The following is an 11,775-nucleotide window of genomic DNA, read 5'->3' as shown; positions in this document are numbered from 1 at the left end:
GAGTTCGACAAGCGCCGGCGCCGGATCGAGCGGGCGCACCGCCGCCTCTCGCGCGGCGCCGTCCCCTATATCGACGACACCGGGCTCGTGACCTACCGGGCCCGGCGCGCCCGGCTGGGCGTTCCGCTGCGTGGGCTCGTGCTGATCGCGGCCGGCTTCATCGGTTTCAAGGGGCTCGCCCTCGCTCACATCGGCGCGCCGCTCTACGAGGAGCGGCTCGAGGTCCTGCGCGCCGGCACGGTGGTCGAGCAGGCCGGCGCCTGGGCGATGCAGGCGGATCCGGCGAGCGTCTGGGTCGCGAAGCAGATCGGCGCCCACCTCGACTGAGAGCGGTGCGGGACGTGCGAAGGCCCGGCCTGAGGGGCCGGGCCTTGCAGTCTGTCCGGGCGCTGCGGGCGGGGGTCAGCCGATCCGGTCGATGTCGCCGCGCGACAGGCCGATGTCGTCGAGCTCACGGTCGCTGAGCTTCGACAGGGCCTTGCGTGTCACGCGCGCGTCATTCCACGCCGCGAGAGCGCCGACCATTCCGGCGATCCCGAACGACGTGCGGCCGGTCACGGCCGATGTGCCGTAGTGCGTACGGGCGGTATCGAATGCAGCCATTTCCAGCCTCCTTTTGCCTGCGCGGACCGGCGGGTCGACGTGGCGGCAACCGCCGCCGCGAAACCTGCCGTTCCTGTGTCCGACACGCAGCAGTTAGGCCCGCGCGCGCCGCCGCACAATGGCGAAAAACGCAAGGGTCGCATGCAGCGACGACATGCCTCTTGACAGGTATCAAAGCACTGACATGCCTGTAAAAAACACAGTGAAAAATGTCGCTTCCCGGCCGCCCCGGGTCGCTTTCGGGCGCCCTGTTGTCCGCCTGCGACGCGGGTGTCGCGAACAGGCCACCCGCGGTTTCGAGTTGGCGCACGTTCGCCTTTCGTGCTAGTGCGTCCGGAGGGCAACAGAGCGGGGCGGACATGCGGGTTCTCGGGATCGATCCGGGCTTGCGCACCCTCGGGTGGGGCGTGATCGAGGCCGAGGGCGGGCGACTCGCCCATCTCGCCAACGGGCACTGCCGCTCGGGCGACGGCGGGCTGCCGGAACGGCTGCTGTCGCTGCACGGCCAGCTTGCCGACGTCGTCGCGCGCTGGGCGCCCGACTGCGCGGCGGTCGAGCAGACCTTCGTCAACAAGGATGCCGCCGGCACGCTGAAGCTCGGGCAGGCGAGGGGGATCGCGCTTCTCGTGCCGGCGCAGGCGGGGCTCGCGGTGGACGAATACGCGCCCAACCAGGTCAAGAAGACGGTGGTCGGCGTCGGCCATGCCGCAAAGGAGCAGATCCAGCACATGGTCCGCATGCAGCTTCCGGGCGTCGAGATCGCGGGGCCCGACGCCGCCGATGCGCTGGCCGTCGCGATCTGCCATGCCCATCACGCGAACGGGCGGCGGCTCCACGCGCTCGCCGGGGCGGCGCGATGATCGGGCGGCTCGCGGGGCGGGTCGAATACCGCGCCGAGGATCACGTGCTGATCGACGTGCGCGGCGTGGGCTACGTGGTGCATTGTTCCGAGCGCACGCTGGGCGCGCTGCCCGCGCCGGGGGAGGCGACGGCGCTCTGGACCGATCTTCTGGTGCGCGAGGATCTGTTGCAGCTCTACGGCTTCCTCACCCTCGGCGAGCGGGAATGGCACCGCCTGCTGATGCGCGTGCAGGGGGTGGGCGCCAAGGCGTCGCTCGCGATCCTCGGGGCGCTCGGTGCCGACGGGGTGAGCCGGGCGGTGGCCCTCGGCGACTGGTCGGCGATCCGCGCGGCGAAGGGGATCGGCCCGAAGACCGCGCAGCGCGTGGTCAACGAACTCAAGGACAAGGCGCCGGGGGTCATGGCGCTCGACCACGCGGGTGCACCGTCGCCGGAACCCGCGTCGGAGGGTGCGGCCGATGCCCCGGCGGCGCCCGGACCCGCGGTCCCGCGACCCGCCGTCCCGCCCGCCGAGGTGCCTGCACGCGCCGAGGCGTTGTCGGCGCTCGCCAATCTGGGCTACGCGCCCGGCGAGGCCGCCGCGGCGGTGGCCGAGGCGCTGGACGCGGCGCCGGAGGCCGACACGGCGGCGCTGATCCGCGACGCGCTCCGCCGCCTCGCACCGAAGGGATAGGAGAGATGCGCGCTCATCGGTCCCGCATGGTCCCTCTTCGCGCGGACAGCCCGCTAAGGCGGGCGGCGCCATGAGCGCGGGCCCTGATCCGACACTCCGCCCCGAACGGCAGGCGGGCGACGCGGACCGCGCGCTGCGCCCGCTCGCGCTCGGCGATTTCGTGGGGCAGGCGGAGGCGCGCGCGAACCTGCGCGTCTTCCTCGAGTCCGCGCGCTCGCGCGGCGAGGCGATGGATCACACGCTCTTCTTCGGCCCGCCCGGCCTCGGCAAGACGACGCTGGCGCAGATCGTCGCGCGCGAACTCGGCGTGAACTTCCGCATGACCTCGGGCCCGGTGCTCGCCAAGGCCGGCGATCTCGCCGCGATCCTCACCAACCTCGAGGCGCGCGACGTCCTCTTCATCGACGAGATTCACCGCCTCAACCCGGTCGTGGAGGAGGTGCTCTACCCGGCGATGGAGGATTTCGAGCTCGATCTCGTGATCGGGGAGGGGCCGGCGGCGCGCACCGTGCGGATCGAGCTGCAGCCCTTCACGCTCGTGGGGGCGACGACGCGGCTCGGGCTGCTGACGACGCCGCTGCGTGATCGTTTCGGCATCCCCACGCGGCTGCAGTTCTACGAGGTGGCCGAGCTCGCGCAGATCGTCGCGCGCAACGCCGAGAAGCTCGGCGTCCCCGCGGAGCCGGCCGGCGCGGAGGAGATCGCGCGCCGCGCCCGCGGCACGCCGCGCATCGCCGGGCGACTGCTGCGCCGTGTCGTCGATTTCGCCGTGGTCGAGGGGGACGGGCACGTGACGAAGGCGCTCGCCGACGGGGCGCTGACGCGTCTCGGGGTGGACGACCTGGGTCTCGACGGGGCCGACCGGCGCTATCTGCGCCTCATCGCCGAGAGCTATATCGGCGGGCCGGTCGGGATCGAGACGATCGCGGCCGCGCTCTCGGAAAGCCGCGACGCGCTGGAGGAGGTGATCGAGCCCTACCTGCTGCAGCAGGGGCTCATCCAGCGCACGCCGCGGGGCCGGATGCTCGCGCCGCGCGGCTGGTCGCATCTCGGCCTCGCGCCGCCCGCGCCGCCGGGCCAGGCGGGGCTCTTCGACGGCTGACAGGTCCGGCCTTCGGGCCTCGATACGCGCGTGGGCCAGCTGCCGGGGGCGGGGTCGCCCAGGCGGCCCTCGGATCCGCTGCGAGGCCCGGAGGCATCGACCGGAAGGGTCAGGCTGGTCTCTGCGGAGCGTCGGATGTCCCGCTCAACGAACGGGCGCCTGTCCTGTCCCGAGCAAAGGGCCATGACAGGACATCCGCGCCGACCGATCAAGAGACCGGTCCCGATCGGCGCTGGAGTCCCCGACTGCCCTGTGCCACCTTTTCCTTCACTGGCAAGGCACAGCCCCGGACCACCGTTAAGACAGGTCGCACCCTGCGGCCGACCTGACGGGGCTGACCGGGACAGGAGAACGCGCCAATGCCCTTTCGCCACGACGCCCTCTATACCTCCCGCCGGTCGCCGGTGCTGGCCGACAACGTGGTCGCCACGTCCCAGCCGCTCGCCGCGCAGGCGGGCCTCGGGATGCTGGCGCGGGGCGGCAACGCCGTCGATGCCGCGATCGCGGCGGCGGCGGCGCTGACCGTGGTGGAGCCGACCGGCAACGGCCTCGGCTCCGACGCCTTCTGCATCCTCTGGGACGGTGCCGAGCTCCACGGTCTGAACGCGTCCGGGGCGGCGCCGGCAGGCTGGACGCCCGAGCGCTTCGCGCATCTCGACGCGATGCCATACCGCGGCTGGGAAAGCGTGACCGTGCCGGGCGCGGTCAGCGCCTGGGCGGCGCTCAACACGCGCTTCGGGCGCCTGGACCTGCCCACGCTTCTCGCACCCGCGATCCGTTATGCCGAGGAGGGCTTCCCCGTCTCGCCGGTGATCGCCGCGCTCTGGGCGCGCGGGGGCGCGCTCTTGTCGGACCAGCCGGGCTTCGCGGAGACCTTTCTGCCCGGGGGTCGCGCGCCCCGCGCCGGGGAACGGTTCCGCGCACCGGATCAGGCCCGGAGCCTCGCCCTGATCGCCGAGAGCGGCAGCCGCGCCTTCTACGAAGGTCCGCTCGCCGAAAGGATCGCCGCCGAGGCGCGCGCCCACGGCGCGGCGCTGACCGAGGCGGACCTCGCCGCGCATGCGCCGGAGTGGTGCGGCACGCTCTCGGCCGGCTTCGACGCCTGCGCGCTGCACGAGATCCCGCCGAACGGGCAGGGCATCGCGGCGCTGATGGCCCTCGGGATGCTGGAGGCCACCGGCATCCGCGCGTTGGACGCGGATGCGCCGGAGGCGCTGCATCTGCAGATCGAGGCGATCAAGCTCGCCTTCGCCGATCTTCACCGCTACGTGGCCGACCGCCGCGCCATGACCGGGGTGACGCCCGCCGATCTGCTCGACCCCGGCTACCTGGCCACGCGGGCCGCGCTTATCGACCCGGCCCGCGCACAGCACCACGGGCCCGGCGCACCGCGCGAGGGGGGCACGGTCTACCTGACCGCGGCCGACGCAGACGGCATGATGGTCTCCTTCATCCAGTCCAACTATTCCGGCTTCGGCTCGGGTGTCGTGGTGCCCGGCACCGGGATCAGCCTGCAGAACCGGGGTGCGGGCTTCACGCTGGAGCCGGGCCATCCGAACGCGGTCGCGCCGGGCAAGCGCCCCTTCCACACGATCATCCCGGGCTTCCTCATGCGCGACGGCGCGCCGAGGATGAGCTTCGGCGTGATGGGCGGGCCGATACAGGCGCAGGGCCATGTCCAGACGGTGCTGCGGACGCAGCTCTGGGGACAGGACGTGCAGACCGCCGCCGACGCGCCGCGCTGGCGCTTCGTGGAGGGGGCGACGGTCGCCTGCGAGGCGGCGCTCCCCGTGGAGACCCGCGCGCGCCTCGCCGCGCTCGGCCACGAAATCACGGTCGAGGCACCGGACAGTGCCTTCGGTTTCGGCGGCGCCCAGCTGATCGAACGCCTCGACTCGGGGGGCTACGCTGCCGGCTCCGACCCCCGCAAGGACGGCGCCGCCTGCGGGTTTTGATGCCGGAGAGGCGCGGCCCCTGTTCCGGTTTTTTCCTTTTTCTGCAGCGGGATAAAGCTGGTCGGTCAGGGGGCGGCAGCTGCGGCTGAAGCGGGTGAAGCTGGTCCACGGAAAGCTCTCTGCACCGGCAGAATATAAGTCGACGTTATTTCAGTATTTGTAAATTCATTATTTCTTCATAGGAATTTTCTCGCGGAGTACGGTGTCGACTTATACCCTTCTGGCATAAGCAATCGCCAACAGGGAAACGACGTCATGCGAACCATTCTCTCGAGTCTTGCCTTCGGCACCGCGCTCGCGGTCGCCGGCGCCGCGTCGGCGCAGGACAAGTACACCGTGGCGCTGGACGGTACCTTCGCGCCGCATGCGATGCCGAAGCTCGGCGGCGGCATCGAAGGCTTCAACGTCGATCTCGCCAACATGATCGGCGAACGGCTGGGCGTGGAAATGGATATCGTCGCCACGCAGTTCTCGGGCATCCTGCCCGGGCTGCAGGCCGGAACCTACGATTTCGTCGTCGCGCCGACGACGATCACCGAGGAACGCGCGGAAAACGTCCTGTTCTCGGAGGGCTACCTGAACACGGATTACATGTTCGTGGTTGCCAACGACGCCCCCGAGATCGACAGCATCGAGGGCTTCGCCGACAAGACCATCGCCGTCAACAAGGGCTCGGTCTACGATAGCTGGGCGCGCGACATGGCCGAGGAGATGGGCTGGACCGTGGAGAGCTACGGCACCAACTCCGATGCCGTCGAGGCGGTGGTGTCGGGCCGGGCCTTCGCCAATGTCGCGGGCAACACGGTCTCGGCCTGGGCCGCGCAGAAAAACCCCAACATCAAGCCGAGCTTCACCTACACCACCGGACGCGTCTGGGGCATGCCCTTCCGCGAGGGCGACGAGGAACTGCGCGCGACGGTCGAATCCGTGATCGAATGCATGAAGATCGACGGCACGATGGCGGAGCTTCACGAGGAGTGGTTCGGCTTCGCACCGGCCGAGGATTCTGCTGCCGTGACACCCGTCGCCGGCTTCGGCGAGCCCGGCTACGAGGGCTATGTCGACGACGGCCACGAGCCGTCCTGCTGACCACCTTTCTCAAGCCGGGGCCGCCATGCAGAGGGGCGGCCCCGGCCATCCGACAGGGAACACGGATGATGGCAGGAAGTGACGCGGCGGCGCCGTCGCTGGACGTGCGCGGGCTGCACAAGGCCTATGGCGATCTCGACGTGCTCAAGGGCATCGACATCGCGGTCAAGCACAGCGAGATGGTCTTCGTTCTCGGCCCCTCCGGCTCGGGCAAGTCGACGATGCTGCGCTGCTGCAACCGTCTGGAGGAGCCGGACTCGGGCGCCATCAGGGTCGGCGGGGACCCGGTGACGGGCGCCGGCGTGAATCTCAACGCCATCCGGCAGCGCATCGGCATGGTGTTTCAGGCCTTCAACCTCTACCCGCATCTGACCGCGCTTGCGAACGTGACGCTCGCGCTGCGCAAGGTCCGCGGCATGTCGCGGCGCGACGCCGAGGCGCGCGGGATGGAGGCCTTGGCGCAGGTCGGCCTTGCCGAGAAGGCGGCAAGCCACCCGGCCGAGCTGTCGGGCGGACAGCAGCAGCGGGTCGCGATCGCGCGGGCGCTCGCGCTCGAACCGGAGGTGATGCTCTTCGACGAGCCGACCTCCGCGCTCGACCCGGAGCTGGTCGGCGACGTGCTCGAAGTCATGCGCGACATGAAGAAGGCAGGCATGACGATGCTCGTCGTGAGCCACGAGATGAAGTTCGCGCGCGACGCGGCCGATCGGGTGATCTTCATGGACAAGGGCGTGATCGTGGAGCAGGGCCCGCCCGAGGATGTCTTCGGCGCCCCGCGGCACGACCGCACCCGGGCCTTCCTCTCGCGCGTGTCGGGCCAGTGACATGACGCAGTGGGAGCGGTTCCTCGACACCTTCTTCAACGCGGCGGTGCTGACCAGATATGCGCCCGACATCCTCGCGGGGGTCTGGGTGACCGTGCAGCTTTCGATCCTGATCGTGATCGTCGGCATCGGGCTCGGCGCCGGGCTCGCCATGCTGCGCGCCTACCGGGTGCGGGTGCTCTCGCTTCTGATCGTGATCTTCGCCGACGTCTTTCGCGCGTTGCCGCCGCTGGTGCTGATCCTGATCGCCTTCTTCGGCCTGCCCAACGCCGGCATCATGCTTTCGAGCTTCCTTGTCCTCTTTCTTGTGCTGACGCTGACGCTGGCCGCCTTCGCCGAGGAAATCGTCTGGGCCGGCCTCACCTCCGTCGACCGCGGGCAATGGGAGGCCGCGCGCTCCACCGGGCTCGGCTTCACGCAGGCGCTCGTCTGGGTGGCGCTGCCGCAGGCGGTGCGCCTGGCGATCCCGCCGCTCACCAACCGCGCCATCGCCATCACCAAGATGACCGCCCTCGGCACCGTCATCGGCGTGCCCGACATCCTCAATCAGGCGACCACGGCACAGAGCTTCTCCGGCAATGCCTCGCCCCTGATGCTGGCGGCGCTGGCCTATGTCGCGCTCTTCCTGCCCTTCGTGATCCTCGCGCGCTGGCTCGAGCGCCGCTTCGCCTGGAAGAAGGTCTGAGCGATGGACCAGCTGATCGACCAGTTCTTCAACCTCGAGATCATGGTGGCGGCCTGGCCCACGGTGCGCCAGGGGCTCTGGATGACGCTGCTGATCTGCCTTGCGGTGATCCCCATGGGGCTCGCCGGCGGCCTGATCGCGGCCTATGCGGCGGTGGCAAGGGCGCGGGCGCTGCGCTGGGGGGCGATCGCCTTCGTCGATTTCTTCCGCGCGATCCCGCCGCTCGTGCTGCTGATCTTCGTCTATGCGGGCCTGCCCTTCGCGGGGCTGCAACTGTCGCCCTTCATGGCGGTGGTGATCGCCTTTTTCCTGAACAACTCGGCCTATTACGGCGAGATCTTCCGCGCCGGCATCCAGTCGGTCGGCACCGGCCAGAGCGAGGCCGCCCGCTCCACCGGGCTGAGCGCGGCGCAGACGCAGGCCCATGTCGTGCTGCCGCAGGCGATGCGCAACGTGCTGCCGGATCTGCTGTCGAACACCATCGAGGTCATCAAGCTGACCTCGCTCGCCTCGGTGGTCTCGCTCGGCGAGATGCTGCACGCGGCCGATCTGGCGCGATCGGTCACCTACAACGCGTCGCCCATCGTGCTCGCCGCGGGGATCTACCTCGTGCTGCTGTGGCCGCTGGTGCGGATCGTCAGCCGTTTCGGGCGGCGCATGGACGCATGATCATCCAGGGAGGAGACGAATGCGGGAAATCGTGATCGGCGGGGCGCAGATGGGCCCCATCCAGAAAGCCGACACCCGGGAGGCGGTCGTGGCGCGCATGATCGCGCTTCTGGAGCAGGCGAAAGGCGCGGGCTGCGATCTGGTCGTCTATCCCGAGCTCTGCCTGACGACCTTCTTTCCGCGCTGGTACATGGAGGACCCGCGAGAGGTCGACACCTGGTTCGAGCGCGAGATGCCCAACGCGGCCACGCGCCCGCTCTTCGAGGCGGCCAGGCAAGCCGGGATCGCGATCAGCTTCGGCTATGCCGAGCTGACGCCGGAGGGGCGCCGCTTCAACACCTCGATCTTCACGGACCGGGAGGGCGCCATCGTCGGCAAGTACCGCAAGGTGCACCTGCCGGGGCATTCCGACTACGATTCCGACCGCGCCTTCCAGCACCTGGAAAAGCGGTATTTCGAGCCGGGCGACCTCGGCTTTCCGGTCTGGCGCAACATGGGCGCGCTCATGGGCATGTGCATCTGCAACGACCGGCGCTGGCCGGAGGTCTACCGCGAGATGGGGTTGCAGGGGGTGGAGCTTCTGATGCTGGGCTACAACACGCCCTCGGTGAACAGCCAGATGGCGGACGAGGGACCGGAGAAGCGCCTCTATCACTCCGAACTCACCATGACCGCCGGCGCCTACCAGAACGCCACCTGGGTCGTCGGCGTCGCCAAGGCCGGGTCGGAGGACGGCCACCCGCTGATCGGCGGGTCGGTCATCATCGACCCCAACGGCTATGTCGTCGCGCGCGCCGGAAGCGAGGGCGACGAGCTCATCGTGGCGGCCTGCGACATGGATGCCTGCGCCTTCGGCAAGACCACGATCTTCGATTTCGCACGGCACCGCCGGATCGAGCATTATCAGCGGATCTGCTCGCAGACCGGCGTGGTGACGCCGGACTGATGGCCGCGCATCTCGACCTCGACGCGCTCGCGCCGCGCGACCGCTACAAGCTGCTGACGGCGGTCGTGCTGCCGCGGCCCGTGGCCTGGGTCACGACCGTCGACGAGGCGGGGCGCGTGAACGCGGCGCCCTATTCCTTCTTCAACGTGTTCGGACAGGACCCGGCCGTCGTCATTCTGGGCCTCGAGCACCGAGCCGACGGAACGGCCAAGGACACCGAGCGCAACATCGACGCCACCGGCGCCTTCGTCGTCAACATCGCCACGCCCGATCTGGCGGCGGAGATGGTGGGAACCGCGGCGGCCTACGCCCCCGGCGAAAGCGAACCCGAGGCGCTCGGCCTGGCGCTCGCGCCCTCGCAGCGCGTCGCGCCGCCCCGGCTGGCAGATGCGCCGGTGGCGATCGAGTGCGAGCGGATGATGGCGCTGTCGCTCAGCCGCGAGCGGGCGATCCTGCTCGGCCGGGCTGTCGGCCTCACGACGCGGGAGGGGCTCGTCGATACCGACACGCTGCACGTCGACTGGGGCGGCGACTACCCGGTCGCGCGCCTCTTCGCCGACCGTTACGCTCGGCTCGAGGAGATCGAACGCCACGCCATCACGGCGCCGCGGCGCCCGACCGCAGAGGGAGGAGACACGCCATGACACAGCGCATCGACAGGCAGTCCGAGGGGGTCTTCATCATCGCCGCGACGCCCTTCGACGCGGGCGGCGCGCTCGATCTCGAGAGCACCGACCGGATGGTGGATTTCTACCTCGACTGCGGCGTGAGCGGGATCACGATCCTCGGCATCATGGGCGAGGCGCCGAAGCTCTCGGGCGAGGAGTCGCTGACCTTCGCCCGCCGTGTGCTCGACCGCGTCGCCGGTCGCGTGCCGGTGGTCGTCGGCGTCTCGGGCGCGGGGCTCGACACCATGGCCCGGCTCGCGCACGCGGTGATGGAGGCGGGCGCCGCCGGCGTGATGGTGGCCCCGATGCAGGGCCTCGGGACGGAGGCCAAGCTCAAGAGCTATTTCGCGCAGGTCTGCGCCGCGCTCGGACCCGAGGTGCCGATCTGCCTGCAGGACTACCCGCAGACCACCGGCGTGCAGTTCTCCGTCGAGACGATCCTGTCGCTCACGCGCGACCATCCGCAGATCGTCATGCTCAAGCACGAGGACTGGCCGGGGCTGACGAAGCTGTCGCGCGTGCGCGCCGAAAGCGGGACGGGCGCGACGCCGCGGCTATCGATCCTCGTCGGCAACGCGGCGCTCTTCCTGCCGCAGGAGCTGCAGCGCGGCGCCGATGGTGCGATGACCGGCTTCGCCTATCCGGAGATGCTCGTGCAGGTCGTCGCACGCCACAAGGCGGGCGACGTCGACGGCGCCGAGGATCTCTTCGACGCCTACCTGCCGATGGTGCGCTACGAGCAGCAGCTCGGCCTCGGCCTCGCGATCCGCAAGGAAATCCTGCACCGCCGGGGCGTGCTCGCCGCGCCCGCGGTGCGCGCGCCGGGCCCTGCGCTGACCGCGCGCGACCACGAGGAGCTGACGCGGCTGATGACGCGTCTCGACCGCAAGCTGAAGGAGATCGGCTGATGGATCTCGGACTGACGGGAAAGACCGCGCTCGTGATGTCGTCGAGCCGCGGGCTCGGTGCCGGCATTGCCAAGGCGCTCGCCGCGGAGGGCGTGCATGTCCTGCTCACGGGACGCACGGAGGCCCGGCTGACGGAGGTCGCGGAGGGGATCCGCGCCACCGGCGGCCGGGCCGACACCGTGGTGGCGGATCTCGGCGACCCGGCCTCGGTCGAGGTGCTGGCGCGGGCGGTGGAGAACACGCTCGGCGGCGCCGATATCCTGATCGCGAACACCGGCGGGCCGCCGCCCGGCCGCATGGCCGAGGCCGACCTCTCGGCGCTGCCCGGCCAGCTCGACACGATGGTCGTCCGCGTGGCCGAGATCGCCGCGCGGCTGATCCCGCACATGAAGGCGGCAGGCTGGGGCCGGATCGTCGCCATCGGCTCGTCGGGGGTGATCCAGCCGATCCCGAACCTCGGTCTTTCGAACCTCGCCCGCTCGGCGCTCGTCGGCTGGGCGAAGTCGCTCTCCACCGACCTCGCCGGAGACGGCATCACCGTCAACATGCTGTTGCCGGGGCGCATCCACACCGAGCGGGTGGACGAACTCGACGAAGCCGCCGCCGCGCGCACGGGCAAGACGCTGGAGGAGACACGCGCGGCGAGCCGTGCCACCATCCCCGCCGGGCGCTACGGAAGCGTCGAGGAGTTCGCCGACACCGCCACCTTCCTGTGCAGCGCACGCGCGAGCTACGTCACCGGCAGCCTCGTGCGGTGCGACGGCGGCCTCATCAAGTCGGTCTGAGGGGGAC

The 11,775-nt window shown here is 70.4% G+C and carries 14 protein-coding genes; 13 read left to right on the top strand and 1 reads right to left on the bottom strand.

What is annotated here, in order from left to right:
* Positions 1 to 327, top strand: a 327-nt coding sequence (locus ACESL7_RS00690; protein WP_372890405.1) for a hypothetical protein, incomplete at its 5' end; no start/stop codon positions are given.
* A gap of 75 nt (positions 328 to 402) precedes the next feature.
* Here ACESL7_RS00690 and ACESL7_RS00685 read toward each other — a convergent pair.
* Complete coding sequence (locus ACESL7_RS00685) at positions 403 to 603, bottom strand: DUF1127 domain-containing protein (RefSeq protein WP_372890403.1); 201 nt, start codon at positions 601 to 603, stop codon at positions 403 to 405.
* 359 nt (positions 604 to 962) lie between these two features.
* On the opposite strand from ACESL7_RS00685, the gene ruvC reads away from it, so the two are divergent.
* The 12 genes from ruvC (at position 963) to ACESL7_RS00625 (ending at position 11,768) form a co-directional block, all read left to right on the top strand.
* Positions 963 to 1,463 carry a crossover junction endodeoxyribonuclease RuvC gene (gene ruvC, locus ACESL7_RS00680; RefSeq protein WP_372890401.1) on the top strand — a complete coding sequence of 167 codons (501 nt, stop codon included), beginning with the start codon at positions 963 to 965 and terminating at the stop codon, positions 1,461 to 1,463.
* Positions 1,460 to 2,137, top strand: coding sequence for a Holliday junction branch migration protein RuvA (gene ruvA, locus ACESL7_RS00675; protein WP_372890399.1), 678 nt, complete (start codon positions 1,460 to 1,462; stop codon positions 2,135 to 2,137). Before ruvC ends, ruvA begins: the two co-directional genes overlap by 4 nt.
* A 70-nt stretch (positions 2,138 to 2,207) precedes the next feature.
* Entirely contained in the window at positions 2,208 to 3,239 is a 1,032-nt protein-coding gene (ruvB, locus tag ACESL7_RS00670) for a Holliday junction branch migration DNA helicase RuvB (RefSeq protein ID WP_372890398.1), read from the top strand.
* A gap of 359 nt (positions 3,240 to 3,598) precedes the next feature.
* Entirely contained in the window at positions 3,599 to 5,194 is a 1,596-nt protein-coding gene (locus ACESL7_RS00665) for a gamma-glutamyltransferase family protein (RefSeq protein ID WP_372890396.1), read from the top strand.
* A gap of 255 nt (positions 5,195 to 5,449) precedes the next feature.
* Complete coding sequence (locus ACESL7_RS00660; RefSeq protein ID WP_372890394.1) at positions 5,450 to 6,283, top strand: transporter substrate-binding domain-containing protein; 834 nt, start codon at positions 5,450 to 5,452, stop codon at positions 6,281 to 6,283.
* A 68-nt stretch (positions 6,284 to 6,351) separates the two neighbouring features.
* Entirely contained in the window at positions 6,352 to 7,107 is a 756-nt protein-coding gene (locus ACESL7_RS00655) for an amino acid ABC transporter ATP-binding protein (RefSeq protein ID WP_372890392.1), read from the top strand.
* A 1-nt stretch (position 7,108) separates the two neighbouring features.
* Positions 7,109 to 7,792 (top strand): amino acid ABC transporter permease, encoded by a 684-nt coding sequence (locus tag ACESL7_RS00650; RefSeq protein ID WP_372890390.1) that lies wholly within the window; start codon positions 7,109 to 7,111, stop codon positions 7,790 to 7,792.
* Between the two features lie 3 nt (positions 7,793 to 7,795).
* Positions 7,796 to 8,461 carry an amino acid ABC transporter permease gene (locus ACESL7_RS00645; protein ID WP_372890389.1) on the top strand — a complete coding sequence of 222 codons (666 nt, stop codon included), beginning with the start codon at positions 7,796 to 7,798 and terminating at the stop codon, positions 8,459 to 8,461.
* Positions 8,462 to 8,480: 19 nt separating this feature from the next.
* Positions 8,481 to 9,407, top strand: coding sequence for an N-carbamoyl-D-amino-acid hydrolase (locus ACESL7_RS00640; protein WP_372890387.1), 927 nt, complete (start codon positions 8,481 to 8,483; stop codon positions 9,405 to 9,407).
* A complete protein-coding gene (locus ACESL7_RS00635) occupies positions 9,407 to 10,051 on the top strand; it encodes a flavin reductase family protein (protein ID WP_372890385.1) in 645 nt (214 codons plus the stop codon). Before ACESL7_RS00640 ends, ACESL7_RS00635 begins: the two co-directional genes overlap by 1 nt.
* On the top strand, positions 10,048 to 10,983 hold the full coding sequence (locus ACESL7_RS00630) for a dihydrodipicolinate synthase family protein (RefSeq protein WP_372890383.1): 936 nt from the start codon (positions 10,048 to 10,050) through the stop codon (positions 10,981 to 10,983). The genes ACESL7_RS00635 and ACESL7_RS00630 overlap by 4 nt, the downstream gene beginning before the upstream one ends.
* Positions 10,983 to 11,768 (top strand): SDR family oxidoreductase, encoded by a 786-nt coding sequence (locus ACESL7_RS00625; RefSeq protein WP_372890382.1) that lies wholly within the window; start codon positions 10,983 to 10,985, stop codon positions 11,766 to 11,768. The genes ACESL7_RS00630 and ACESL7_RS00625 overlap by 1 nt, the downstream gene beginning before the upstream one ends.
* Positions 11,769 to 11,775 lie beyond the last annotated feature (7 nt).

The sequence above is a fragment of the Rhodosalinus sp. genome, assembly GCF_041685465.1.
In the GTDB taxonomy this organism is placed as follows: domain Bacteria; phylum Pseudomonadota; class Alphaproteobacteria; order Rhodobacterales; family Rhodobacteraceae; genus Rhodosalinus.
This window is presented reverse-complemented; position numbering and strand designations above follow the sequence as displayed.